Origin of the sequence: Sorangium sp. So ce693, assembly GCF_051521375.1 — a bacterium.
Classification (GTDB): Bacteria; Myxococcota_A; Polyangia; order Polyangiales; family Polyangiaceae; genus Sorangium; species Sorangium atrum.
The window spans coordinates 12261115-12286653 of record NZ_CP150347.1 but is presented as its reverse complement, the minus strand read 5'-3'; the positions used below and the strand labels follow the sequence as shown (position 1 = coordinate 12286653).

The following is a 25539-nucleotide window of genomic DNA, read 5'->3' as shown; positions in this document are numbered from 1 at the left end:
GGCTTCCGCGCCGGGTAGACAGGGAATTTCGATGAGCGTTGCAAAGGTCTCGGACACGCATTTTCGCTTACCCATCGTCAACTCGGCGCCGAAGATCCACGACAACAACAAGAGCCTGCTGGAGTCGCTCCTGGCCGACCAGCAGAAGCTCACGGCGGTCGAGAAGTTCTCCAGGATGCACGAGGAGCACGCGCTCCCGGCTCAGTCCAAGTACTACCGCGACCTCATCCCGCTCGAGAAGCCGAAGCCTGGCCAGCAGTACGGCTTCGAGGTCGACCTCGACGCGTGCACGGCCTGCAAGGCGTGCGTCACCGCCTGCCACAGCCTGAACGGCCTCGACGACAACGAGGTGTGGCGCTCGGTCGGGCTCCTCCACGGCGGCACGCCCCAGACGCCGGCGCAGCAGAGCGTGACGACGGCGTGCCACCACTGCCTGGACCCGGCGTGCATGTCGGGCTGCCCGGTCAAGGCCTACGAGAAGGACCCGATCACCGGCATCGTCAAGCACCTCGATGACCAGTGCATCGGCTGCCAGTACTGCATCCTGATGTGCCCCTACGACGCTCCGAAGTTCAACGCGGAGCGGGGGATCGTGCGCAAGTGCGACATGTGCAGCGATCGGCTGGCCAACGACGAGGCCCCGGCGTGCGTGCAGTCGTGCCCGAACGGCGCCATCCGGATCACGATGGTCGACCAGCAGCAGGCCGTGCAAGAGAGCCAGACGAGCCTCTTCTTGCCGGGGGCGGCGGCGCCGGAGATCACGATCCCGACGACGACCTACAAGACGCAGAAGTCGCTCCCGCGCAACATGCTCCCCGCGGACTTCTACCAGGTGAGCCGGGAGCACTCCCACCCTCCGCTCGTCGCGATGCTCGTGCTGACGCAGCTCTCGGTGGGCGCGTTCTGCGTGAACCTGGCGCTCAACGAGCTCCTCGGCGCGCAGGCGACGCGGGATTTCGGCGGCCACAGCGCCACGTTCGCGCTCGTCTTCGGGATCGCCGCGCTGAAGGCGAGCCTCTTTCACCTCGGCCGGCCGCAGTTCGCGTTCCGGGCCTTCCTGGGCCTCAAGACGTCGTGGCTCAGCCGGGAGATCCTGGGCTTCTCGCTCTTCGCGGGCGCCGCGACGCTGTACGCGGCGTCCTTCTGGGTGCCTGCCATCCCGGCGCTCTCGATGCTGCCCCCGATCGGGCCCCTGCAGGCGCCGCTCTCCTACGCGGTCGCGCTGAGCGGGATCCTCGGGGTCTTCTGCTCCGTGATGGTGTACGCCGCGACGCAGCGGGAGCACTGGCGCGGGGCCCTGACGGGCTTCAAGTTCGCGACCACGGCGGCCATCCTCGGGAGCTCGACGGTCCTGATGATCGGCCTGCTCCTGAGCGCCGAGCACGCGGCGCTGCTCCTGACCCGGGGCTTCCGCGGGCTGAGCGCGTTCCTGTGCGTGACGACGGCGCTCAAGCTGCTCGTGGAGCTCTCGATGTTCCGGCACCTGCGCAAGCGGAGCCACTCGACGCTCAAGCGGAGCGCGATCCTGATGACGGGGGAGCTGAAGGGCGCGACGGGCTGGCGCTTCGCCTGCGGGGCGCTCGGCGGGATCGTCCTGCCGGCGCTCAGCCTCTTCTCGGCGCCGAACAGCGGCGTGAGCTCTGAAGTTCTGATGGCGATGGCGGTCGTGGCGTTCCTGTTCTGCCTCGCGGGCGAGTTCCTCGAGCGGTACCTCTTCTTCGCAGCGGCGCCCGCCTCCAAGATGCCCGGAGGGCTCTCCTGATGACGACCAGCGATGCGAGCGATGCGAAGAAGACGTCTCCGGCGCCCAAGCAGGCGGACAACCTCCTCTTGCAGCGCAACGGGCCGCTGACGCGCGAGCTGCTCCTCACCCCTGGCGAGTTTGGCCTCGGGAGGGTGCCTGCGCGGCTCAAGCCCGACCAGACGACGACGGTCGTGTGCGGGTTCTGCTCGACCGGGTGCGGGCTGAACGTGCACCTCAAGGACGGCGAGGCGATCAACCTCTCGCCGAACACCGACTATCCCGTGAACCTCGGGATGGCGTGCCCGAAGGGCTGGGAGGCGCTCACGCCGCTCCGCGCGACCGATCGCGCCACGACGCCGCTCCTCAGGAACGCGCGCGGGAAGCTGGAGCGCGTGGAGTGGGACGTCGCGCTCCGCACGTTCGTCGATCGGTTCAAGGCGATCCAGGACGCGCACGGCAAGGAGTCGGTCGCGTTCATCAGCACCGGGCAGATCGTCACCGAGGAGATGGCCTTCCTCGGGGCGCTCGCGAAGTTCGGGATGGGCATGCTGCACGGGGACGGCAACACCCGGCAATGCATGGCGACGGCGGTGGTCGCGTACAAGGAGGCGTTCGGGTTCGACGCGCCGCCCTACACGTACCGCGATTTCGAGGAGTCCGACGTCGTTGTGCTCGTCGGCTCGAACCTCTGCATCGCCCACCCGATCATGTGGGAGCGGCTCTGCAAGAACAAGAACCGCCCCGAGATCCTCGTCGTGGATCCGCGCAAGACCGAGACGGCGATGGCGGCGACGGCGCATTATGCGCTCAATCCGAAGTCGGATCTGACGCTGTTTTACGGCATCGCCCACATCCTCATCCAGCGCGGGTGGATCGACCAGGGGTACATCGACGCGCACACGGTCGATTTCGAGGCGTTCAAGGCGAACGTCGAGGACTTCACGCCGGCGCGGGTCTCCGAGGCGACGGGGCTCAGCGAGGCGCAGCTCGCGTCGTTCGCGGAGAAGATCCACAGCGGGAAGCGGGTGTCGTTCTGGTGGACCATGGGCGTCAACCAGAGCCACGAGGGCGTGCGGGTCGCGCAGTCGCTCATCAACCTGGCGCTGATGACGGGGAACATCGGCCGTCCCGGCACCGGGGCGAACTCCATCACGGGCCAGTGCAACGCGATGGGCTCGCGGATGTTCAGCAACACGACGGGCCTGTTCGCCGGCCACGACTTCACGAAGGAGGAGCACCGGAAGAAGATCGCCGGGATCCTCGGTATTCCGGAGGAGGTCATCCCGACCCGGAACAGCCTGGCCTACGACCAGATCATCGAAGGCATCTTGAAGGGGAAGATCAAGGGCCTCTGGATCATCGCGACGAACCCGGCCCACTCCTGGATCAACCAGGAAGACCTGCACGAGCTCCTCGGCCGCCTGGAGTTCCTCGTGGTGCAGGACATGTATTCCACGACGGAGACGGCGGAGCGCGCCCACCTCGTCCTCCCGGCGGCCTCGTGGGCCGAGAAGGAGGGCACGTTCATCAACTCGGAGCGGCGCATCGGCCTCGTCAAGAAGGTCGCGCGGGCGCCGGGCCAGGCGCTGGCGGACTTTCACATCTTCCAGCTGGTCGCCCAGTACTGGGGCTGCGGCGAGCTGTTCAAGGAGTGGAAGAGCCCGGAGGCGGTCTTCCAGATCATGAAGCGGCTCTCGAAGGGGCAGCCGTGCGACATCACGGGCATCGAGGGCTACGCGATGCTCGACGAGCGCGGCGGCATCCAGTGGCCCTACCCCGAGGGGGCTGCCTTCGAGACGAACGAGCGGCGGCTGTTCGAGGACGGCCAGTATTACCGGCCGGATCAGAAGGCGAAGTTCACCTTCCAGGCGCCCCGCCAGCTGCCGGAGCCGACCGACGAGCAGTATCCCTTCACGCTGCTCACGGGGCGAGGGAGCTCCAGCCAGTGGCACACGCAGACGCGGACCAAGAAGTCGGCGGTGCTGCAGCGGCTCTATCCGAAGGAGATCTACGTCGAGCTGAGCCCTGTCGACGCGAAGAAGATCGGCATCGAGATGAACGAGTGGGTGGTCATCGCCTCCCGCCGCGCGGAGATCAAGGCGCGGGCGTTCGTCACGAACTCGGTGAAGCCCGGGGAGATCTTCGTCCCGATGCACTACGAGATCACGAACAAGCTGACGTTCCCGGCCTTCGACCAGTACTCCCGGCAGCCGTCGTACAAGGCCTGCGCGGTGAAGGTGCGGCGGGAAGAGGATCGCGGGTAGCCCGCGCGGCCTCCACGAGGACAGCCTCCGCGAGGACAGCCTCCGCGAGGGGCGCGCGGCGCGCGTGGGAGGCGCGCGCGCTCAGCCGTGCGCGCCCCGCCGCCTCCGCGCGACGTCTTGCCATCGCAGCGGGCTGCGGGCCGTCGGCGCGGCCCGGCGCACGCCGCTCGCGGCCGGCGCCGGGGCGCTCAGGTGCCCGCTGCGCAGGTAGTGGGCCAGGAGCGTGTCCAGCAGCCGGGCGTCCATCGGAGGACACGCGATCGCCGTGCCGGCCAGCCCATCGATCGTGTTCTGGCAGTCGTAGGCCGGCATCTGCGCGTACAGCTCCCATCGGGTCAGGTCGCCGTGGACCTTCTCGGTCAGCATCGGCAGGAGGGGAAGGAACGGGCTGTCGCCCGATCGCCGTATCCGCGCCAGCAGCTGCTCGCACCATTGCGCGTACGGCAACCGCACGAGCGGATAGCCGCGGGACACGAGCAGGTCGAAGAAGCCGTTCAGATCGAGCCGCTGAGGCGAGGGGGGCACCAGGTGGAACGCCTTCCCCAGCGAGCCCGGCCGGCAGGACAGGTGCACGATTGCCTGGCTGACGTAGTCGACCGTCACGAACTCCTTGCTCTGCGCGGGGAGGTCGGGGGCGCAGCGCATCTCGACGCAGCCTTTGATCATCCTGCTCACGAAGTCAGTCACGTTGGCGGCGCCCGTCTGGCTGTGACCGAGGATGAATCCGGGGCGGAAGACGGTGACGGGCACCCCGCGCGAGCGCGCGAGCCACACGAGCTTCTCGGCGACCCACTTGCTCTGAGAATAACCCATGTCCGTGTGGAGGTGGTCCACCCAGCGATCGAGATCGTCGCTCTCCCGCACCGTCCGGGCGCCGGTGAAATAGCCGATCTGGCCGATGGCCCCGATCGTCGAGACGTGATGCACGGGCTTCGTCCTGCGCAGGCAAGCGAGCCGCAGGATCTCCTGTGTCCCCAGCACGTTCGCCGCCTTGTGGGACGCGTATGGCTTGATGTAATTGACCTCGGCGCCGGCGTGGTAGATCGCGTCGATGCGCTGCGCGAGCGCCTCGAAGCAAGCCGGGGTGAGCCCGAGCAGCGGCTCCCTCAGGTCGCCAGGCACGGCGACGATCCTCGCGCTCGCCGCGGGATCCCAGAGCGAATAGGCCTCCAGGCTCCGCCGGAGCCTCGCCAGGCCTGCGGCGGCGTCGGGAGCGCGGACCAGGCAATGGACCGTGGCGCGCGTCTGCGTGAGGAACTCGCGCACGAGAAAGGCGCCCAGGAACCCCGTGGCGCCGGTGAGGAAGACGTGGCAAGGCGGAGCGGTCGTGTCGACGAACGAGCCGCAAGGGCGGATGTCGGGGGCGAGGGCGGCCTCCGCGCGGAGGTCGATCGCGCCCATCGACGCCCTGGCGCCGCGCGCCTTCCAGCGCAGCGCCTCCTCGACGGCGCGGGCGAGCCCGGCCAGGGTGGGCGACTCGAACAGCCGGCGCGCGGGCACGTCGACCTGGAAGGCCGTCCGCACCTCGAGAAGCACCTGCGCCGCCAGCAGGGAGTCTCCGCCGAGCTCGAAGAAGTCGTCGTCGACCCCCGGGCGGTCGATATGGAGGACGGACGCCCAGATCTCGGCCAGCTGGCGCTCGATCGGAGTGCGGGTGCTCTCCGGCTCTCCGGTGTGCAGCCGGCCGACGTCGGGCGGCGGCAGCGTCCGGCGATCGACCTTCCCTGTCGCGGCGAGCGGCAGCGATGGCACAACGACGAACGCGGCCGGGATCATGTAATCGGGGAGCTTCTCCTGCAGAGACCGGCGCAAGCTCCTCGACAGGTCGCGGGACGCGGGGCCGCAGCTCGCGGGGCCGCTGCTGTCCACGCCGGCCTCCGCTCCCTGCGACCGATCCACGCACGGGGGGCGCGACGGAGGGTTGCTTGAGCCGAAGTCCGACACGACATACGCCACGAGGCGCATGTCGCCGGGCGCGTGCTCGTGGAGCACGACCACGGCCTCGCGCACGAAGGGGCGCGCGCACAGCGCTGCCTCGATTTCCCCGAGCTCGACGCGGAAGCCACGGATCTTCACCTGGCAGTCGATCCGCCCCAGGAAATCGAGCGAGCCATCGGCCAGATAACGGACCTGATCGCCCGTCCTGTACAGGCGCTCTCCCGGCTCCTCGGGCAAGGGGTTCTGCACGAACGCTGCGGCGGTCAGATCGGGTCGGTTCAGGTAGCCTCGGGCCAGCCCGTCGCCGGCGACGTAAAGCTCGCCGGGGACGCCCACCGGCACCGGCTGGAGCCGGCAGTCCAGGACATAGGCGCGCGTGTTCGAGATGGGCCGTCCGATCGGCACGCGGGAGGCGCCCTCCGGTACCGCGCGCACGAGGTGAGCCGTGGAGAACGTCGTGTTCTCGGTCGGACCGTAGCCGTTCACGAGGTGCTTCGGGGCGCCTCTCAGGAGTACCTCTCTGCACAGCGTCGGATTGAGCACGTCGCCGCCGACGACGAGGTAGGAGAGCCCCTGAAAGGCGTCCGGGCTCACTCGCGCGAGGTGGTGGAAGAGCGCTGTCGTCAGGAACAGGACGGTGATGCCTTCGCGGCGGAGGAGCGCAGGCATCGCTTCCGGCGACAGCAGCGTCTCGTGAGACACGATGACGAGGCATGCGCCGTTGAGCAGCGCGCCCCAGATCTCGAACGTCGACGCGTCGAAGGAGAGGCTGGAGGCGTGAGCCACGCGATCCGAAGGCCCGAACGCCACATAGCCGGTGTCCCGTACGAGACGAACGATCCCTCGGTGCGGGACGGCCACGCCCTTGGGCCGGCCGGTCGAGCCCGAGGTGAACATCACATAAGCGAGATCGGTCGAGGCAGCAGGAATGGCGGGGTTTCTGTCGTCGCTGGGCACGCCGTCGTCCTCGTCGAGGGCCATGACCTCCCCGCGGAGGTCGAGCCGCGTCACCAGCGCTCGCTGCCCGAGCACGAGGCTCACCGCCGCGTCCTCGAGCATGAAGCGCAGCCGCTCGTCTGGATAGCTCGGATCGAGGGGCACGTAGGCGCCGCCTGCCTTGAGGACGCCGAGCAGGGCGACGAGCGCGCTCGACGAACGTTCGACGACGACGGCCACGCGCAGGTCGGGGCCGGCGCGGCGCGCGGAGATCCGATGAGCGAGCCGGTTGGCGCGGCGGTTCAGCTCACGGTAGGTGAGCGCCTTACCGCCCTCGATGACAGCGATGGCGTCGGGCGTCCGCGCGACGTGCTCCTCGAAGAGCTCGTGAACACACGCGTCGCGCGGGTAGGCGGTCCGCGTCGCGTTCCAGACCACGGTCATCCGGCGCCGCTCCTCCGGCGTGAGCAGCGGAATCTCGGCGATCGGCCGCTCGGCGTCCTCCGCGACGCCCGCGAGCAGGAGGCCGAGGTGGTCCAGGAGCCGCTCGATGGTCCCGGGATCGAACACGTCGGTGCTGTACGTCATCGTCGCGGCGAGCCCTCGCTCCGACGCCGTGACGGACAGCGACAGATCGACCAGCGTGGCTGGGCGGACGCGCGAGCGCCGCGCCGCTGTCGCCGCCCTGATCGCGGCGCGGCGCGGGACATCCCGGGGTCGCGCGAGCTCGAAGGTGGTCTGGAACATCGGGTGATCGCTCGTGTCGTCCGCCGCCCCGAGCTCCGCGAGCGGCCCGTCCAGAGGCACGTGCCGGCGAGCCTCGGCCGAGGCGATCTGCGCGGCGATCTGCGCGAGGAGGTCTCGAAAGCTGAGCTCCTCGTCGATGCGGGCATGCAGGACGAGCGGATGGCGGGGCCCTGGCGGCGCGCGCCAGCCCCACCGGCCGCCGCGGCGAGGCCAGGGCGTCCCGATCACGATCTCGCTCTGAACGGTATGGCGGTAGAGCAGCGCCGCATAAGCAGAGAGCAGGGTGACGAAGAGCGTCGCGCCCGAGCCCCGGCGCATGCGGTCGAGCTCCAGGGCGATTCGAGGCGGCAGCTCTCGCGACACCGACGCGCGACGTCGCGAAGACGCGGGCGGGCGTGGGCGATCGGTCGCTAGATCGAGCGCGGGGAGCTCGCGCGGGAGCTGCCCTGGTGCGTGGGACAGACGAGCCTGTGTCGCGTGAGCGCGCATGATCGAACCTCCCCGTTGAACTGCAGAGGACGATGCGTGGGAGCTCAGACAGTCATCGAGCGTGCCTTGCGCTTCAGCGCGTAGGCGATACCGCTTTGCAGGGTGCCGCAGGTGACGAGCCCTCTGAGCTCGGTGCCAAGATCGACGAGCGCCTGCGCGACGACGGGGCGGACGCCCGACAGCACGACGTCGGCGCCGAGCAGCCTCGCCGCCTGCGCGACGCGGACCAGCGCGGCGGCCACCTCTCCGTCCACGGCCTTCACGCCGGTGATATCGAGTATCGCCACGGCCGATTGCCTCTCGCCGAGCGCGTTCAGGAGCGTCTCCAGGATCTGCTGCGCGCGCTCCCGGTCGATCGTCCCGATGAGGGGCATCGCGATCACGCCGTCGGCGATCGGGATGAGCGGCGTGCCGAGCTCCCGGAGCGCCGCCTGCTGCGCCTGGATCACCCGCATCTGGGCGAGCGTCTCCTCCTCGTACCGGAGCTGCTCCGTGATGTCCCTGAAGAACGCGGCCATGCCCGTCGGCTCGCCCGCCGGGCCCACGACCACGAAGGCGGTGGTCTGCCCCATCCACTCGCTCCCGTCGGGGCGCCGGATCTTGAGGACGCCGCGCCATGCGCCTTCCTTCATCAGGGTCGGCAAGACCTCGTCGGAGAGCTGGCGGAAGGTTTCGGGTGCATAGAAGTCGGTCAGCCCGCAGCCGACCGCGCCGTCGCCGAAGCCGCTCATCGCCTTGAAGGCGGTGTTGGCGTAGACGACCTGCCCGCTCATGGACGTCAATGTGATGCCATCTAGCGCATTGTCAATCAACCTCTTCGACACGCCGAGCTCTTCGGCCTGGCGGCGCTGCTCCACCTCCATGTCCTTTCGACCTGTGATGTCCTGGACTACACTCAAGACCTGGCGCGGCTTGCCGGCGCCGTCGCGCGCGAGGACGATCTCGCGCCTGGTGACCCAGCACCACGACCCGTCGGCCTTGCGCAGCCGATACGCGAGCTCCGCCAGGTCGCTCGCCTGGCCTTCTCCGGCGTGATCGAGCTGCTCGCGAGCCCGGGTCTGGTCGTCGGGGTGCGCGAGCGTCACGAACGCGTCGAGGCCCGCGAGGCCCGCCTCGTCCGCCTCATATCCGAGCTCGCCGGCCAGCGAGCGGTTCTCGTAGAGCGTGCGCTGCTCGACCGGATCGTGGACGCAGAGCAGGTACGGCACTGCCTGTAGCACGGCGTTCGTACGGCCGAGCTCGGCACGCAGATCCCGCTCGGTCTGCTCTAGCCTGGACACACGAGCGCGCAGGGCGGCAAGCTCGCCATGATGCGATTGGAGAACCGTCTCGTGATGTTCCATCGATTTCCCCCGATACTGGCTGATGGCAAAGGTCAGGCGGCGGTGGTGGACAGCTCGCCTTCACCACCGACGTTACACCTGATGAGCCGCCTTAGACAGCATCAATCTCAGCAGGAAGAGCGTCACAGTGGGGACAGCAGGGCTCGCGGAGAGATACCGTCACAGCGAGGACGTTTGCTGCGCGCATCAATGCATTGCTGGGTGCATTGCTTGGTTGCGCGCGTCTCCGACGGAGCGGGCGCGCCTCGTGCAGCTCCGTGGCCGCATGCCCACCGTCGCAATCGTGCGCTCGTCGCATGCGGATGGTCAGAAGACTCCTGATTCCGAGGGCGACCCGTATGGCGCTCTCGTTCTCTGTGCGTCATTCTGGGCACCACGTCGCCGTGCCGCGACGTCCCCACCGTCCGCCGGGCGAGCTCGCGACGGTTCGCAACGGCGCCTCGCCGTGCTGCCGCGAGGCCAGGCTGGACGGCCTTGGCGACGAGGCGTTCGCCCCGGGAATCGGCGGTGGGGCGGACCCCGGTGCCGAGCCGGCGCCCTCGGAGCGTCACGCGTCTAGTCCTGAAAGCCCATCGAGACGGCTGCGGAACCGGGCTTGCCCGAGTTCGCGTTCAGATCGCCGGCACCTCCGCCGTCACCAGGGATGCCGAACTTGATCGGAGAGTCGGGCTCGACGTCAGGGCCCAGGTCGACGGTATGTGCCACCGCGAGTGAATGTCCTCCGTGGCCTCCACCGCCCCGGCCTCCGTTGCCGCCCTTCCCACCATCGCCGCCACGGCAGCCTGGCTGCGATCCAGCCCTATTACCCCCGCCAGTGCCCCCGTACCCACCCACGCCGCCGTACTGGCCGTCCCCGCCCCGTCCACCGTTTCCGCCACGACCCGTGAGGATGCTGGTCTTATTCACGCGGACGCTGGCGTGGTAAGACAGAATCCCGATGCTGGATCCGCCTGAACCGCCGCCCTTTCCGGGCTTGCCGCCGCAGCCGCCAGCACCGCCGGAACCGCCAGAAGCGCCGCCCTGTGCCGCTCCTGCGCCGCAGTACGCTGAGCCGCCGCGCGAGCCGCCTCCACCGCCGCCCCCGTAACCGTGCTGCCCTGCCTGGCCATCTTCGCCGGCGCCACCTTCCAGCCCCGTGTCTGTGACCCGACCCGGCCCTGATGCGCCGTTCCCGTTCGCGCCGTCATCCCCCGCCAGGCCGCCCCTCCCCTCTGTGCACGACAGGATGCCTTGCCCAGCTCCACCCAGACCGTGGCTCATTGGATTCGTGATTGGCAGAGGGGAACCACTTTCGCCGTCGCCACCGTCACCGTTTGTGCCGATACCGCCCATCCCGCCCGACGAGATGCCATCGTCACACGAGGTTGTGACCCGCGCCCCTCCGGTCACCGTATCCGAAGAGCACGCCACCGCTCCTGGATTCCCCTGTGCCCCCTCTTGTGCTTCATTGACGCCGCCATCCGCGCCAGGAGCTCCATCTGCGCCGTCCCCGGCGACGATCTCGCTCAAGCGCAGCTGTACCGTCACTCCCGGCAGGGCGCGCATGGCAATGGAAGCGCCGCCCGGCACGGTGGCATCTTGTGCGATCATACGGATTCTCGTCAGCGTCGTGATCGCGTCGGCCTCGGGCGAGGGCTCCGCCGCCTGGTCCACGACGGTGAGCGGAATTCGGTTCGGACCTGGCGCAATCGTGGTGAGCTCGCCGAGTGGATGCAACGGCCAATGACTTGGCAGACCGCGGCAGTCGAGACCTCCCCACACGTCCATTCCTGCCGGCACACGGACTTCGACAGAGAATGTGTCGGCGCATGCGTACACCCGCATGCCACGCTCGCGGGCAAGCTCGAACGCCCGCGCAAACGTTTGTACCGGCAGATTCGGCGTGCCAGGCCAAACATCATCGCCTTTGTCTGCCACATAAACGCCCTCGCAGTCGACCGGACGATCGGCGTTGCCGGGATCCGCGTTGCAGGACTCCACCGGCGCACATGTGAGGGTCTCCTCGCAACGTTCCCACACCCCCGATTCGCTACCGCATCCGAGCGCCGCACCCCCGTTGAACAAAGCGACTCCGAACAGCAAAGGCCGAGCACCCAGCGCGCGGAAGCCCGATTCCCATCTCGCCATCTCATCCCACATGGCGCCCCCTACTGCAGCTCATGAGAGTCTGGGTCGTTCGGATCAATGGCCGCAAACGGCAGGAACTCGGCCGCCACGCCATCGTTGCCCTTGCTCTCCGTGACATTCGGATCGCCGCCGTCCCCTCCCTCCCCAGCAGTTCCAAGGAGAAACGTCGCCTGGACGTTCTCGCGCGTGACCTCCGCGGTCTCCAGGTACGCGATGGCTACCGAATGACCGCCGAGCCCGCCGCCTGCGCCACCGCCGGGCCCCCCGTTGCCACCATCGCCTCCGCGGCATCCCGCGAGCGCCCCGGGCACGCCTCCGCCTCCCTCACCGCCGGGAGCTCCGCTTCCTCCTGGCAGTCCCGCCCCTCCCGCGCCACCCCGACCGCCGCGGCCGGTCTGAAGGGTCGATCCGCGGATGGTGACCTTCGAACCTCTTGTAACGATGCCAGCGCTCACTCCTCCGGCGAAACCGCCTGTTCCCTGCTTGCCGCCACAACCGCCGGAACCACCCGAGCCGCCGAACGCCCCCCCGACCGGCCCGGCACCACAGGCGGTCGCGCCGCCGCGCGAACCGCCACCACCGCCGCCGCCCTGACCCGGGCGTCCGAGCGTCCCGTCCTGACCCTTGCCCAGCGTGCGGACCCATCCCACAACGCCAGGAAGCCTTGCCCCCTGACCGTGCACACCCGCCGCACCGTCGAGGCCGCGCTGGCCGTCGGTGCACGCCATGCTTCCCTGCTGACCGACACCCCCGGTGCCGGCGCCCGTCGGGTTCGGGTCGGGCAGCGGCTCCCCATAACCTGCGTTGAAGCCCTCATCGGGCAGACCGGGGCCGCCTTGGCCGCTGACCGAGGTTTCGTCGTCACACTCCGTCGTGACCTCTCGGGTTGCAGCCACGTCATCGACCGTGCACGCGTCGGCTCCAACGTGTCCAGGCCGCCCATCGGCCGCCGCTGCGTCCTCCGCCGGCGCTCCGGGCTCACCGTCGGCTCCGTCACCTGCGACGATGCGGCTGTCGATCACCTCGATCTCGCTGCCAGCGGAGAGATAGATCCCGATCGAGTTGCCGCCCGGCATCGCGCCCCGTCCTGTGATGACTTCGCTCGCCACGAGCTTGAGCTCGGCCTCATCGCGCACAGCGACGATTCCGATCGAGCACGCTTCTGTTCGGTCCACCTCGTTACCATCGGGCGCCACGATCCGCAGGTTCGCGAGCGTGATTCCCCGCCCTCCGAACGTCACGACTTCGCGCTCGGGCTGCTTCGGGGCGATGACGGTCTTCGCATCGGCACCGAGGTGCTGCCAGCCGTTCTTGCAGTCAAACCCGCCCCAGATGCTGGTGTCGTAGAACCAGATACGTTCGTCGAAGGTTTCAGCGCAAGCGTAGACATGGTGGGGGGAACCGCCCGCCTCTACGAGCTCGAGGGCCCTGCGCAGTGTCTTCAGCGGCTTCGCGCGCGTTCCTGGATTCGCGTCGTCGCCGAGACTTGCGCTGACGAACAGGCCGCACCCATCTTGCGGAGGCTTCACCGTGGGGTCGTCGACACAGATGGGATCCTCGTGACCGGAGGAGCACCCGTACACGACAGAAGCGATTCCGAATCCGAGCGCGATAGGCACCAAGGTGGCCACAGCCACCCCGCGTCGACCTTTCGATGAGGTATCCATGCTCCGAATCTCCACGTTCGTCACCACACACCCGCCATCATAAGCCCCATGCGCTGCCCGCTCACCGTGGGCACAACACGCACCCCATCGCTGGACGCTGAGGTTCGGTCCACGAGCAGAGACACGAGCGTCAGCGCACCGATCGCGCCGCCCGACACCAGAGTCACCCATCCAGCTTTCGTCAGGAGATCGCGCCTCTCTTGCAGATCGCGCAGCTCCGAGCATGCGCGCGGTGCGTTCGGGCGGGCACATCGGCTCGCGTCCTCGTCTGCGCCACGCAGCGCGGTAGCTCGATCGTGGAGCTCATCCTCGGTGTAGGCACTCCAGATCAGCAATCCACCGCCAGCTGCCATGGTTGCCCCTGCCACGACCGCGCCAGCGATCCGCAGCTTCGACGCCGTGGAGGACGGCTCCACGGAAGACGACGCCCGCGCCCCTGGCGTCGAGCGCCGCATCGAGGTTTCCTTCGCAGGAGCGCCCGGCGCTGCGGCGCGCGGCACCTGCAGCGAGAGGGTCGTCGGCTTCCCGGCCTGCGCGTCGAACGACGCGAACGCCTCCTCATGGCCCGCCAACCTGGCCCGCACCATGTGCTGTCCGGGATCCAGGAACAGCCTGTAGGTCCGCGCTGGTGCGCTGATGGGCTTGCCGTTGATGAGCACCTCGGCATCGGGCGGGTCGACGGACAGGTAGAGTGTCGCGACGTGAGGCGCTGCCTTGCGCTGCCCGGCCTCGAACCGAAGCTGTAGTTGAAGGGGGAGGAAGTTGCGCTGATCCAGGCTCCAGGCCAGATGCTCCGCAGCGTCACGGTACTTGCGCAGCTCGAGCTCACACAGGCCAAGCTCTCCGGCGATCTCCGCGCGCTCCTTCTCCGTGCTCGACGGCGGGTCTGCGGCCTCGAAGGCCGCCTTGTAGGCCGCATGAGCCTCGGTCCACCGCCCTGCGTCGCGGGCCCTCTGTGCGCGGCGAATAAGGTCCTTCTCCGTCGAGTTGCCGCCTTGCTCCGGCGTCGAGTAGATGTCCTCGGCGCTGGCCGAGCTCGTGTAGCTGGTTGCGGCGCCAATCATCAGGCAGAACAGCAGCGAAGGCGCAACGTCACGCATGCGCGGACCGTAGTTGCGCCGGACGCGCGGCGTCAACCTCGACCAATTCGCAGCAATCCGACCTTTTTCCAGGCAAAGATCGGCGCGACGACGCAAAGGAGCTCGTCGACCCTCCGAGCAGTGGAGCTGCAGGTGGTACGCACATCACAAAGCGTACATTATCCTACCAAAGTTGACCGACCCTTCTCTTTCTTGAACCCTTCCGGCCAGCTCAGGGGTGCTACCAGCCGTGGGCAAGCCAGCACGAACTCCCCCCCACTTCGAGCGCTTCCGCCGCCTCGTCAGGCGGGTCGGTGTCCCCGCGCGACACGCCGAGGACCTCGCGCAGGAAGCGCTCCTACGGGACTGGGAGGCGAGAGGGCGGCTCGAGACGGGCGTGGATCCAGCGCCGTACTCCGTCACCATCGCCCTGAACCTCGCGCGCAGCCACCTACGGGACGCGAGCCGTCGGGGTGAGGTCCTGACCCCGTTCGACGAGCACGACTTCTGCGGGGACCAACCGAGCCCGGAAGCCTTGCTCCGGAGGCAGCAGCGGGAAGCAACCATGCGCGACCTGATGGAGCAGGTCGACCCCAAGTACCGCGACCTCTTGATCAAGCACGAGCTCGAGGAGAAGTCGCTCGCCGAGATCGCCGCCGAGCTGGGGCTCAAGCTGGACACCGTGAGGAGCCAGCACCGCAGGGCACTCGAGCAGCTGGACGAGGCGAAGCGGCGCTGGATGGCGCAGCAAGAATTCCGGGGCTGGGACAAGGAGCCCTGCGTCCCTGTGGTGTTCGGCCTGTTCCATCGCTCGCGGTGGACGACCGCGCTGCACCTGCCGAAGGTCGGGGCGAAGGTCCTCGCGCAGGCTGCGCTCGTCGTCCTGACGGGCGCCGTCGTCGCGACAGCTCCACGCTCGTCAGGCTCCGCCAGTACGACCCCGTGGTTACGGCCGGCAGCGATCCACGCCGGTGCGGCCACGCCCCCGCAGCAGCACACCGCGCCGCCCCTCGACCAGCCAGACGCACGGGGTGCGGTCGCCACGGCCTCGCTCGTGGTGCAGGGCATCGCGGCGCCCGGCGAGCATCGACTGGTCGCGACGAACGGCAAGCCAGCTTCGCCGGCCGCAACAGCTGCGCGTTCCTCGCCGCCAGTCCGCGCCGTACGCCCGATCGCGAGCGAGCGCGAGAAGGACCTGATCCTCCAGGCGCGCAAGGCCATCGAAGCCCACAACGCCAGGGCTGACGTCGAGGCGCGACGCCTGCTCGACATGCACGCCATGGAGTTCCCTCGGGGTCAGCTGGCCCGGGAGCGAGAGGCGCTGCTGCTGCAACTTCGCGGAATCGGCGGCGGCCCTAGCGACAGATAGCCAGCGTTGGAGACGGCGGCGTTCGTGAGCGACGTCAGGCCGAGATCCGCCCTGCGCCGGGCCAGGAGAATGAGCACGTCCATGACACGCAAGGTAGCCGTGGAGGAGCATAGGCGCACGTCACGTCGAGTCGAGATTGGTGCGCCCCCGGCAGTGCACGTTCCCTTCGAGGCCATCATGCGACACTCGAGAATGATCCATGCCGTGTTGCGCCAGTTCGGCGTACCCGCTCGCGACCAGCCTGATGTGATGCAGGAGATCTTCCTGTCCGCGTGGCGCAGCGTGGAAGGCGGAGTTATTCGGCCCCGTCCGGAGGTGCCGCCGAAGAAGGCTCTACAGAACTGGCTCTTGGCTGTTACTTGGCACCACATCTTCCATTACCGGGAGCGCCTGTACCGGTGGTACAGGGAGCTTGCGGCATTCGCGGCTCCAGGGATAGCGAGGCATGCACCGTCGCCCTTCGGCCAGGTGGAGGCGCGGATGGCGCTTCGTCGCCTGGAGCGGCTCAGGCCCGAGCTCCGTGCCGCGCTCGCGGGCACCGCCGTGGGCAATACCGCTGAGGAGATCGCGGCAGAGCTTGGTGCCCGTCCAGGCACGACGAACAAGCGGCTGCACCGCGGGCGAAAGCAGTTGCGGAAGATCCTCCGCTGAACGAGGTGCGGACGTAGCTCTCCGTCGCCGCGCGCGTTCGAGCTGGTCGAGCAAGGCCTGCTCGCTGGATCGACGCGCTGTTCTTCGGCGTTCGGCGCATCTTCGCCGCAGGGGCCGAGCGGCCAGAGCGGCCGGCGCTCAATTTCGTTGGCGCGGTGGTCACCGACAACCCGGCCGAGAACCGGACCGACGTGTTCATCCCAGGCGCCTGGCTGGGCAGCCCCGTGGTTACGGCGGCGCGACGGAAGAAAAAGCTCGTCGAGCGTGACGTGATCGCACGCATCGTCGGCGACCTGGGTACGGACGTCAGCTGACGCTGACCGACACGACGGGCGCCCCCTCGGCGCTGGCGAAGGAACGCTTTGCCGGCGCCGACGGCCACGAACGGCGATGGCCATGGCGAGCCGCGCTGCGGCGCGCGCGTCCGAGCGATGGCCATCGCTCTCCTTGACCGCAACCACGCACGCCCGCGACGGCCATCAAGCGGCCTGCTCGACGGACCATCAGCCAGCGTGAGCGTCAACAACTACCAGGGGATCCATCGTCAAGGAGTGTAGGCTCTGCATCGCGCGAGACGGCGACCGGGCGTTTGGTCCGACGGGCGATCTGCATATCTGCAACCCCGGATAGCCATGCGTTCCGCCGAGCCCGTCCGAGGAGCGACGCGGCGATGAAGGTTGCTCCGTACGACGGCGTCAGGCTGGAACTGGGGCCGCCTTGGGAGCGAGCTCCCGCCGTGTCAGGGGCCCGGTGCGGTAGTTCTGCTCGCTGGGTGGGCTCCGTGCAGGGGGCGGCCCGAGCCCGACGGGGCGAAAGGCCGTCCCTACCGCCCCCGTCAACGGCAACGCCGCCCTTGGCCTTCGACGCGCGCCCGCCCAGCCGCGTGTCCCAGGCGCGTCCTGCCGATTACTCGCCAAGCACCCTGAGCATCACCCTCCGCTGACGCGTCGCCTCGCCGAGACCAGCCTTCATGATTCTGCAGAGTCGCCGCGGCCTTGCAATGACTTACAATCCTGAATTCGAACTCGGATCAACCCGTCCAGCGACCAAGACGCCCTTGCGCTTCGCCAATACGCACAGGAGATTAAACATGCCTACCGAACACAACCCAGCACGCGACAGCACACGTCACTAACCCACGCTCGAGACCATTGCACATATCAGGACGATCGATCATACACCTACCCCAATAACAAACACCAACCAACAGAAAGGCAGTCAAATGAAGTTCGAAAGCACACGCGGCTCTCGCCCTCGGAGCGCAACAATACATACAGACCCGGAAATACGAGTATTTTCAGAGTTCTCATCTTCAGAATTTATCAGGCGCATGCTATCAGCGACCCACCTCGCATCACCCATCACCACGGGGATAATACATGCCTCCGCAACAAGCGGCGAGACGGAGGTGCCGAGCGTTGTACATAAATTGGCTGAACTCCCAGCCGGCATGTACGATAGTCGAGTAGCATACATTCTCGCCTGTGCCTCTGCATGGGCATATTCCGATATTGATAATTTTTCAAGGATGCTCGCAGCGCGCGGGATCGATAACAATTATTGTAATTCAATAACCTTTCAAAACGATGCACTGCTCATCGATGCCTCAGCGTACTTCGCCCAGAGCGAGGATGGTCAAATTGGAATTCTTTGTTTTCGCGGCACAGAGCCACGAAACGTAGTCAACTGGCTAACCAACGTAAACAGCCATCCAGATCCATTCAACGAGATGGGTCCGGTCCACGGAGGCTTTTATCGATCAGTGCGGTCGCTATGGCCAATGATTGTCAACATGATAACCTCCGCATTAAAGGCAGAGAAGGTTTGCGCGGATATTAATAGAGATCAGAAAACAATATCCAACATCGAATCGAATATAAATGATATTTCCAGCAAAATTGCAAGCATAGACAAAGTCGGTCGTTCGATAGAGAAGAAATTGAATGACATGTATCCATCCGCACCGAGCGACGATTCAACGTCGCCGACCGATGGCTCTTCGGGCGACACGTCCAACAGGAAGCAGGGAGGCCCCGATATCAAGAACGATCTCATCAACAATCTGAGTGCGCCAAAGACAGCGTGCAGCGACGAGTCTGCCCCATTCAAATCAAATGATTTGAAGAAGTTGAAGGCACTCTACATCACGGGACACAGCCTTGGTGGAGCGATGGCCATCATTGCGGCGGCGATTATCCACTCGAGCAGCGAGCTCGAACCCATCAAGAATGTGCTGCGTGGCGTTTACACATTCGGAGCTCCGATGGTCGGTGGGAGGGTATTCTCCGAGACGTTCAACAAGGCGTTTGGGGCGTACTTATTCAATCACGTTTATGGCCATGACGTTGTGCCGAAGATGCCACCGCGCACGATGGGATCATTCATGCCGTTTGGCAAACAGTACGTCTCGACGCCCTATGGTTGGCAGCTTGAGCGCCGGTTCGTGCGGCAGGCGATACTGGGTGGTCTGAGCATGGGGATCGGCGTCATGGCCTTCGTCCGCAACCAGTTTCCCCTACTCAATTGGATTCCCCTGCATGTTTCATGGGCTGACCACTCCCCCCTCAATTATCTGCGAACTTCGCAGATCGTATATCCAGGATCCGAATTCGGGTGATGGGAGAGGGCGTCACGGGAACTTGACGCCCACGATGTCGACCCTGCCGATTCCCGCTCCTGCCGACCGTGGCCGCGCGACCAAATACGTCGGAGAAGCTCCGCCGTCGCCTGGCGAGGGTGGTACCGTGCCCGCGCGCCCGGTCGTCTCGCCAGCCCGCGGTGGGGAGGCGAGAGGACCCGCGTCACTCCTCACCTCGGGCCCCTCGCTGCACGTTCCTCACCCGACCAGGCGCAGCCCTCCGCTCAGCTCAAACCCCGCGCGGAAAGTCGCCCAGCGGCGGGAAGCGCGGGTCCTCCGTCGGATCGGGCGACGGCGGCTCCGGCTGCTCCGGCCCTGGATCCCCCGGGTTCGGCGGCAGCGGAGCATCCTCGTCGTCGCCGGGAACGTCCGTCTTTGCGAGCTCATGCGTGCTGTGGTTCATGCCGGCCTTCCGCTGCAATTTCCAAACCGCATCACACGCACGACCGCTCGACCCGCCGCTTGACGCCCCCGCCCGGCCCCCCTGATCTGCAGCCAGCGTGCTCTCGATCCGCCACGACCCCTTCCCGCTGGAGGCCGCCCGCGACCTGCTCGGCATCGTGCGCGCGCTCTACGCCGAGGCGCGCTCCCGCGGGGCCAGCGTGGCAGATCTCCACGCCATCGTGGCGGTCGGCGACGACCTCCGGCAAGCGATCGCCCTCGCCGAGGCCCATCCGCCCGGCACGCTCGGCTTCTCTTCGGCGTGGGCCCGCGCCGAGCGCGCGGCGGGCCGCGTCGGCGAGCTCGCGGACGCGCTCGCGCCCGCTGCGCCCATCGTCCGCGCCGCCCTGGCGCGCATCGGCGGGGGCAACCTCACCCCCGGCGGCTGAGCGCCCCCGCTATGGGATGGTCCGGCGCGACGGGCCAGGCGAGCGCGCGCGACGCAGCCGCGCAGTACGCGGCCAAGCGCTCGCGCGGCACCGGGGGGCGCGCGCCCAGGCGGCCGAGGTTGTCGACGAGCAGCTCGAGGCAGGTGTTGCCCGTCCGCTCCCCGACGCCGAGCGCCGTGGCGTGGACCCGCTCGACGCCGCTCGCCACCGCCCAGAGCGCGGCCGCGAGGCCGAGCCCGCGATCGTTGTGGCCGTGCCAGTCGAGCTCGATCCCGGTCGCCCCCAGCGCGCCCAGCTCGCGCCGGGCGAACGCGACGAGCGCCTCGACCCCCGGCGGGGTGACATGGCCGGTCGTGTCGCAAAGGCACAGGCGCGCCGCGCCGGCGTCGACGGCGGCGCGGAAGAGCGTGCGGAGCATGTCGGGCGGCGAGCGGGTCGCGTCCTCCGCGACGAGGCAGAAGGGCAGGCCAGCCGCCGCGGCCGCCCGCCCGGCCTCATCGACGCTGCGGGCCAGGAAATCAGGCCCCCACCCCTCGACGAAGTGCCGGATCGGCGAGCTGCCGATGAACGCGTAGACCATGATCGGCGCCCCGGTGCGCTCGGCCACGCGGGCGACCTCCTGGACGTCCACGGCGAGGGTGCGCGCAGCCGCGGTCAGGCCGAGCGGCAGGCGGGACGCGACGATCTCCCGGGCGAGCAGGCACGCGTCGTCGAACTGCCGCGGCCCGGTCGCCGGCATGCCGAGGTTCACGACGTCGACGCCGACGCTCGCCATCGCATGGAGAAGCTCGATCTTGCGCCCGCGCGGCGGGTTCACCGTGGAGACGCCCTGGATGCCGTCGCGCAGCGTCTCGTCGAGCACCTCGACCGGCCGGGCTCCCCGGCCAAAGGGCAGCCACGCCTCCCCGTCGGCGCGCGCGGCGCCCCACGCGTCGGCGGCCAGGCCGCCGGAGGGCGGCTGCTGCCCTCCGGAGGGCGGCTGCGGCCCGCCGGAGGGCGGCTGCTGCCCGCCGGAGGGCGACGGCTGCCCGCCGGAGGGCGACATCCGCCCTCCGGGGCGCGGCGGGCGCTCCCCCGGCGCGGGCTCGGCGCGGTTCCAGTCGAAGGGGGCCGCGGCGCCGGGATCCCGGCCGTCGGCGCTCATGCGCTGCATCTCATCTCGAATCGAAGGGGCTCTCGGCGTGGCGCGGGCGCGGCGCACCGCGTCGATCCGCGCTGGGGGAAAGGTTACTTCATGTCGGCCGCCGGAGCAGGTCCCAGCAGCGCACGGCGAGCGCCGCGCCCCCACGTGCGCATCGAGCCGGCGCCAGGCGTCCACGCCCGCAGCGCCGGACCACCGCGCCCGCCGGCGGGAGCGGCTTTCCGCGCGGAGAGCGGCAGCGTAAAAAGCTGACCAAGGAGCGACTTGCTGCTCCGGGACACCTGCCGCTTCGGCAGCTTCGATCATGCACAGGCTTCGCCTGTCGATGACCGCGCTGGGATTCCTCACGATCGGCGCGATCGCGCTCTGCGCCGGCTGCTCGCCCTCCGAGCGCAACTTCGCGTCGGCCGGGGGCGGCCAGGGCGGCGGCGCTGGCCACGGCAGCGCCACCGCCGGCGGCGAGGGTGGGGCCAGCGGCCAGGGCGGCGCCGGCGGCCACGGCGTCGCGTGCGCCTCGCCTAAGGAGTGCCCCGCCGGGGAGAACGCGGCGCCCACGTGCGAGGACGGCGTCTGCGGCCTCGCGTGCGACGCGGGCTTCCTCGACTGCGACGCGGCGGCGCCGGGGTGCGAGGCGAGCGCGCGCGATCCCCAGCACTGCGGCGCCTGCGACCGCCGCTGCGCGATGGAGTGCGTGGACGGGGCCGAGGGGGCCTGCTGCAACGACCCGGTCGAGATCTCGGCCGGGTTCGCCCCCACCTGCGTGCTGCGAGGGGACGGCAGCGTCTGGTGCTGGGGGAGGAACACGTTCGGGGAAGCCGGAGCGCCGATCGATGAGCCGAGCGTGCCCTGGCCCGCGCGGGTGTCGCTGCCCGGCAAGGCGGTCCACGTGGCGGCGGGCGGCGGATACTCGCGCACGGACGACAATGCCCCTGCGCACTCCTGCGCGGTGATGGCGGACACGACGGTCGTCTGCTGGGGAAACGGCCGGCGCGGCAGATCGGCAACGGCTCAACCCTCGATTCCGTCGGACCGACGCGGGTGACGAGCCTCATCAACGTCGTGCACATCTCGCTGGGCGCGGAGCACTCGTGCGCCGTGAAGACGGGCGATGAGCTGTACTGCTGGGGATCCGACGAGGAAGGCCAGATCGGCAATGGCGCGGCGGAGCAGTCGGGCGATGCGACGCCGCTCCTCGTCCGGAGCGATATCCGGCAGGTCGCGGCCGGCCAGGATCACACCTGCGCCATCAAGACCTCCGACGGGGGCGTGCTCTGCTGGGGCAGGAACTTCGATGGACAGCTCGGCAACGGCGGGCAGGAGGCCTCGCCCTCTCCGGTGAACGTCCTCGCGCCGCTCGCGGCGGGCGTCGACGAGATGGCCGCGGGCGACCGGCACACGCGCGCGCGCAAGGGCGCCGAGGTCTACTGTTTCGGCAACGATTACAACGTTGAAGAGCCGCGCCCGCAAGGCCCAGTGAGGCGCGATGGTCCCGAAGCACGCGGGCCGGTGGGGGCTCACAGGATTGACCAGGTTCGGGCGCGCTCGCCTTGCGCCCATCGCTGGATCCAGCGCGTCGGCACGCGCGCCCTCGCCGGCCTCGGAGACGCCGACCGGGTTCCACGGATGGCTGGGTCCGCCCGCCGCGCGCTCGTGCACGAGCGGCATCCTCTGGAACGGCGTGGGCGCGATGCTGCCGGGCGTGGGGTCCTCGACGACGTGGATCGTCTTGTCGAGCAGCGGCCGATCGCGGAGGAGCGCGAACCTCGCCGAGGCCAGAGCGCGCGCACGCGCCGATGTTACCCGCTCGTGGTCCGGGGTGGACAGGGAGACTTCGCGGCTGTGATGCGCATGTCGATCGCCGCCAGCCGTCGCGCTGTCGCATGACCGCGCCGCTTCGCGCCTCGCTCGGCCGCGCGCGAGGGGCTGGAGGCGCCGGCGGACATGGTCTATCGTCACGAGTCCGCCGATCGGACGCCGCGAGGCGCCGAGAGCCGCTCCAACGTCTCGATGGCCGCCGAAGGGGGGGTCCTGCCATGCGGATCGCGCTGATATCCGACATCCACGGCAATGAAGTGGCGCTCAGGGCCGTGCTGGCCAGCATCCAGGCGACGGGCGTCGATCAGGTGATCTGCCTCGGCGACGTCGCGACGCTGGGACCGCGGCCTTCGGCCATCCTGGACATGCTGCAGGAGCTCGGGTGCCCGTGCATCCTCGGGAACCACGACGAGTTCATGCTGGATCCGGAGCTGATCCGCACCTACACCGAGGCCTCCATCGTCGTCGACGCGGTGGACTGGTGCCGTGATCGGCTGTCGAACGACGAGCTCGCCTTCCTGCGCACGTTCCAGGCGCGCCTCGAGATCCCGCTCGACGCCCATTCGACGCTCCTCGTGTTCCACGGCTCGCCCCGGTCTCACATGGAGGATCTCCTCGCGAACACCCCGCCGGAGGAGCTCGATCGCCGCCTCGCGGGCCACGCTGCGACGGTGATGGCCGGGGGGCACACGCACCTCCAGATGCTCCGCCAGCACCGCGGCACGCTCCTCGTGAACCCGGGGAGCGTCGGGCTCCCCTTCAAGGAGTACGCGAACGGCGGGCCGCCGACGCTGCTGCACCACGCCGAGTACGCGACCGTGGAGGCGCAGGGCGGCGCGGTCAACGTCAGCCTGCACAGGGTGCCGGTCGACAGGGACGCGCTCCGCGCGGCGGTGAAGGGCTGCGACAACCCCATGCGCGGCGCGCTGCTGCAGCAATACGCCTGAGCGAGCCCGGCCGGTCCCGCCGGCCCCGGCGCGCGCCGAGAGCAGGCAGCGCGAGCGCCTCGCGGCCGCCCGCGACGCCGCGCGCTGCGCCGAAGGATCCCGCGGCGCCGGCGAGGCCGAGGGGCCCGATCCGCGTGCGGCGGGGCGCGGCGATCTGGTAGCCTCGAGGGCGCGCGCCGGAGAGCGATGGAGCCCCGATGACGAAATACGAGCATATCAAGCTGTCCTATGAGGCCTCCAAGGCGGCGATCGGCCAGGTCGCCGAGGAGCTCTTGCAGTGGATATATGAGCTCCGCGACCACATGGCCTGGCCGAGGGACAAGTGGGCGCTCAACCGGATCGCCGGGGACGCCCACGCCAACGGGCTCTTGCAGCGGTTCGTCGTCGAGAATCAGCCCGGCGTCGGCGAGGTCTTGAAGTGCCAGCTGTCCCTCACCGTCGAGGACGAGCTGCCGTTCACCGTCGACTTCTTCGCGGTGGGCAGGACCGACAGGGGCCTCCTCGTCGTCCTCATCGGCGGAGAGCAGATCACCGTCAGCAAGTCCTCCCCCGAGGCCTTCTTCGAGAAGGCCGTGGAGCACATCCGGCAGCAGGCGAGGCGCGTGGCGAAGACGCGCCGCGTAGGAGCCATCGCCGGCACGCCCCACCGCCCTGCCTAGGCGCAGCGCTCGTCTGGCCGCCCAGGCGCAGCACGCGCTCGACGCTCGGGCAGGCGCCACCGCGCGACCGCTCGCAGGAAACGGCCCCCCGGCGCTTCAGCAACGAAATCCACCACACCAGAAACGAAAGCCTTACCCGGACGACGCCTACGTAAATTCACGGACCTCCGTCAGGAGACTCCTGGCCCAGCTCCTGCATAGCCCTGACACCGGAGCGCCTGAGGGACGGTTTCCCCCCCCACACCGTCGGACGGGCGCTCTTTTTTTCTTTTGTGCGACGCCTCCGCCACGGCACCCGCGCGGGTGCCGTGGCGGCTCACCGCGAGACGAAGGGCCCCCTTCTGTCACCGGAGACGAGCTGGCACGCTCTGCCCAGGTGGTGCGTCACGCCAGCTCGGCGAGCAGCACGCGATGGCCCAGGTCGAGCGACTCCTGGCGTCGCAGCGCCCCGTACTTGCGATCCCACTCCCCCGACGCGAGGTCCGCCCTCAACGACGCGAGCCCTTTCGCCACATCGCCCTCCTCCGCGAGCGCGAAGTTCGAGATGTTCCTCCGGACCTCGGCATCCAGGTACATCTCCGGCCGCCCCCAGTACGCAGCGAACAGACCGTCGGCGCAATCGCGAGGCAGCTGGAAGGGCAGCGATTTCACGGACGGGAGCTCTTCTCTGATCACGTCGACAATGGCGGAGTTCCTTCGTGACGGGTCGAGGGAGGGAAGGTAGACCTCGGTGAGCCAGAAAGGCTCACCGCTCGGCGGGTCGCGCATGAAAATGACGATTCGCTTGCGTGCGACCCTGCGAAGCTCGCGCAGGCCTGCCCGCAGGTCGGTCCAGTGATGTAGCGTGTTGACGGCCAAGGCGGCGTCGAAGCTCTGGTCGGGGAGGGGCAGGCGCTCGGCCGTGGCCTGGAGGGCCGGCGCCGCACCGAGCGGCCTTTGCGCGATCATGGCCGCCGAGGGCTCGACCGCGAGCACCTCTCGGTCGGTCGGCTCGTACGCGCCGGCGCCCGCGCCCACGTTGACCACCGAGCGCGCATCACCAAGAGCGCCTCTGATCAGCGCCTCGATGCGGGGCTCCGTCCTCCGCGTCGCGGAGTAGCCTGCGCCGATGCGATCGTAGAGAGCGCTCATGTCGGTCCTGTCGCTGGCGTTGTA

General features: G+C 68.7%; 18 protein-coding genes and 2 pseudogenes. 11 read left to right on the top strand and 9 right to left on the bottom strand.

Annotated elements, in window-relative coordinates; all coding sequences use genetic code 11:
- The first annotated feature begins 31 nt into the window (after positions 1–31).
- Together WMF14_RS45860 and WMF14_RS45855 are read left to right on the top strand one after the other, a co-directional pair.
- Entirely contained in the window at positions 32–1762 is a 1731-nt protein-coding gene (locus tag WMF14_RS45860) for a DmsC/YnfH family molybdoenzyme membrane anchor subunit (RefSeq protein ID WP_272096193.1), read from the top strand.
- Complete coding sequence (locus tag WMF14_RS45855; protein WP_437796938.1) at positions 1762–4008, top strand: molybdopterin oxidoreductase family protein; 2247 nt, start codon at positions 1762–1764, stop codon at positions 4006–4008. Before WMF14_RS45860 ends, WMF14_RS45855 begins: the two co-directional genes overlap by 1 nt.
- Before the next feature lie 81 nt (positions 4009–4089).
- Here the strand turns inward: WMF14_RS45855 and WMF14_RS45850 are convergent, their stop codons facing one another.
- From WMF14_RS45850 to WMF14_RS45830, 5 genes are all read right to left on the bottom strand, one after another.
- Complete coding sequence (locus WMF14_RS45850) at positions 4090–8118, bottom strand: non-ribosomal peptide synthetase (RefSeq protein WP_437796936.1); 4029 nt, start codon at positions 8116–8118, stop codon at positions 4090–4092.
- Positions 8119–8162: 44 nt separating this feature from the next.
- Positions 8163–9338, bottom strand: a complete 1176-nt coding sequence (locus WMF14_RS45845) for a PAS domain S-box protein (RefSeq protein WP_437796935.1) — start codon at positions 9336–9338, stop codon at positions 8163–8165.
- Between the two features lie 678 nt (positions 9339–10016).
- On the bottom strand, positions 10017–10166 hold the full coding sequence (locus WMF14_RS45840; protein ID WP_437796933.1) for a hypothetical protein: 150 nt from the start codon (positions 10164–10166) through the stop codon (positions 10017–10019).
- Between the two features lie 1442 nt (positions 10167–11608).
- A complete protein-coding gene (locus WMF14_RS45835; protein WP_437796931.1) occupies positions 11609–13282 on the bottom strand; it encodes a hypothetical protein in 1674 nt (557 codons plus the stop codon).
- Positions 13276–14391, bottom strand: coding sequence for a hypothetical protein (locus WMF14_RS45830; protein WP_437796929.1), 1116 nt, complete (start codon positions 14389–14391; stop codon positions 13276–13278). The genes WMF14_RS45835 and WMF14_RS45830 overlap by 7 nt, the downstream gene beginning before the upstream one ends.
- 193 nt (positions 14392–14584) lie before the next feature.
- Here WMF14_RS45830 and WMF14_RS45825 point away from each other — a divergent pair, with 193 nt between their 5' ends.
- The 4 genes from WMF14_RS45825 to WMF14_RS45810 all read left to right on the top strand — a co-directional run bounded on the left by WMF14_RS45825 (position 14585) and on the right by WMF14_RS45810 (position 18971).
- Positions 14585–15703 (top strand): sigma-70 family RNA polymerase sigma factor, encoded by a 1119-nt coding sequence (locus WMF14_RS45825; protein WP_437796927.1) that lies wholly within the window; start codon positions 14585–14587, stop codon positions 15701–15703.
- 204 nt (positions 15704–15907) lie between these two features.
- Positions 15908–16354 (top strand): RNA polymerase sigma factor, encoded by a 447-nt coding sequence (locus WMF14_RS45820; protein ID WP_437796926.1) that lies wholly within the window; start codon positions 15908–15910, stop codon positions 16352–16354.
- A 155-nt stretch (positions 16355–16509) separates the two neighbouring features.
- The gene (locus tag WMF14_RS45815; RefSeq protein WP_437796924.1) at positions 16510–16668 is read left to right on the top strand and encodes a hypothetical protein; all 159 of its coding nucleotides are present in this window, start codon (positions 16510–16512) and stop codon (positions 16666–16668) included.
- Between the two features lie 908 nt (positions 16669–17576).
- A complete protein-coding gene (locus WMF14_RS45810) occupies positions 17577–18971 on the top strand; it encodes a lipase family protein (protein WP_437796922.1) in 1395 nt (464 codons plus the stop codon).
- 250 nt (positions 18972–19221) lie between these two features.
- On the opposite strand, the gene WMF14_RS45805 is transcribed toward WMF14_RS45810, so the two are convergent.
- Positions 19222–19395, bottom strand: coding sequence for a hypothetical protein (locus WMF14_RS45805; protein WP_437796920.1), 174 nt, complete (start codon positions 19393–19395; stop codon positions 19222–19224).
- A 97-nt stretch (positions 19396–19492) separates the two neighbouring features.
- Here WMF14_RS45805 and WMF14_RS45800 point away from each other — a divergent pair, with 97 nt between their 5' ends.
- Positions 19493–19822 (top strand): hypothetical protein, encoded by a 330-nt coding sequence (locus WMF14_RS45800; protein ID WP_437796919.1) that lies wholly within the window; start codon positions 19493–19495, stop codon positions 19820–19822.
- Here the strand turns inward: WMF14_RS45800 and WMF14_RS45795 are convergent.
- Positions 19806–20966 (bottom strand): 2-isopropylmalate synthase, encoded by a 1161-nt coding sequence (locus tag WMF14_RS45795; RefSeq protein ID WP_437796917.1) that lies wholly within the window; start codon positions 20964–20966, stop codon positions 19806–19808. The genes WMF14_RS45800 and WMF14_RS45795 overlap by 17 nt on opposite strands.
- Positions 20967–21267: 301 nt before the next feature.
- Between WMF14_RS45795 and WMF14_RS45790 the strand changes: the two genes are divergently transcribed.
- Positions 21268–22005, top strand: coding sequence for a hypothetical protein (locus WMF14_RS45790; RefSeq protein WP_437796915.1), 738 nt, complete (start codon positions 21268–21270; stop codon positions 22003–22005).
- Positions 22002–22301, top strand: a pseudogene (locus WMF14_RS45785) (RCC1 domain-containing protein); the annotation flags it as partial. The gene WMF14_RS45790 and the pseudogene WMF14_RS45785, both read left to right, overlap by 4 nt.
- A 171-nt stretch (positions 22302–22472) precedes the next feature.
- Here WMF14_RS45785 and WMF14_RS45780 read toward each other — a convergent pair.
- Positions 22473–22628 (bottom strand): annotated as a pseudogene (locus WMF14_RS45780) (hypothetical protein); the annotation flags it as partial.
- A 368-nt stretch (positions 22629–22996) separates the two neighbouring features.
- Here WMF14_RS45780 and WMF14_RS45775 point away from each other — a divergent pair.
- Positions 22997–23725 carry a metallophosphoesterase family protein gene (locus WMF14_RS45775; protein WP_437796913.1) on the top strand — a complete coding sequence of 243 codons (729 nt, stop codon included), beginning with the start codon at positions 22997–22999 and terminating at the stop codon, positions 23723–23725.
- 197 nt (positions 23726–23922) lie between these two features.
- Positions 23923–24384 (top strand): hypothetical protein, encoded by a 462-nt coding sequence (locus tag WMF14_RS45770; RefSeq protein ID WP_437796911.1) that lies wholly within the window; start codon positions 23923–23925, stop codon positions 24382–24384.
- 384 nt (positions 24385–24768) lie between these two features.
- Here the strand turns inward: WMF14_RS45770 and WMF14_RS45765 are convergent, their stop codons facing one another.
- Positions 24769–25515: a class I SAM-dependent methyltransferase gene (locus WMF14_RS45765; RefSeq protein ID WP_437796909.1), complete on the bottom strand. Its 747-nt coding sequence runs from the start codon at positions 25513–25515 to the stop codon at positions 24769–24771.
- Positions 25516–25539: the final 24 nt, after the last annotated feature.

What these genes read in the sequence shown, in the direction of transcription:
- WMF14_RS45860 (WP_272096193.1), top strand. Translation starts at nt 32, where the DNA reads ATGAGCGTTGCAAAGGTCTCGGACACGCATTTTCGCTTACCCATCGTC.
- WMF14_RS45855 (WP_437796938.1), top strand. Translation starts at nt 1,762, where the DNA reads ATGACGACCAGCGATGCGAGCGATGCGAAGAAGACGTCTCCGGCGCCC.
- WMF14_RS45850 (WP_437796936.1), bottom strand. Translation starts at nt 8,118, where the DNA reads ATGCGCGCTCACGCGACACAGGCTCGTCTGTCCCACGCACCAGGGCAG.
- WMF14_RS45810 (WP_437796922.1), top strand. Translation starts at nt 17,577, where the DNA reads ATGAAGTTCGAAAGCACACGCGGCTCTCGCCCTCGGAGCGCAACAATA.
- WMF14_RS45805 (WP_437796920.1), bottom strand. Translation starts at nt 19,395, where the DNA reads ATGAACCACAGCACGCATGAGCTCGCAAAGACGGACGTTCCCGGCGAC.
- WMF14_RS45795 (WP_437796917.1), bottom strand. Translation starts at nt 20,966, where the DNA reads ATGAGCGCCGACGGCCGGGATCCCGGCGCCGCGGCCCCCTTCGACTGG.
- WMF14_RS45790 (WP_437796915.1), top strand. Translation starts at nt 21,268, where the DNA reads ATGCACAGGCTTCGCCTGTCGATGACCGCGCTGGGATTCCTCACGATC.
- WMF14_RS45775 (WP_437796913.1), top strand. Translation starts at nt 22,997, where the DNA reads ATGCGGATCGCGCTGATATCCGACATCCACGGCAATGAAGTGGCGCTC.
- WMF14_RS45770 (WP_437796911.1), top strand. Translation starts at nt 23,923, where the DNA reads ATGACGAAATACGAGCATATCAAGCTGTCCTATGAGGCCTCCAAGGCG.
- WMF14_RS45765 (WP_437796909.1), bottom strand. Translation starts at nt 25,515, where the DNA reads ATGAGCGCTCTCTACGATCGCATCGGCGCAGGCTACTCCGCGACGCGG.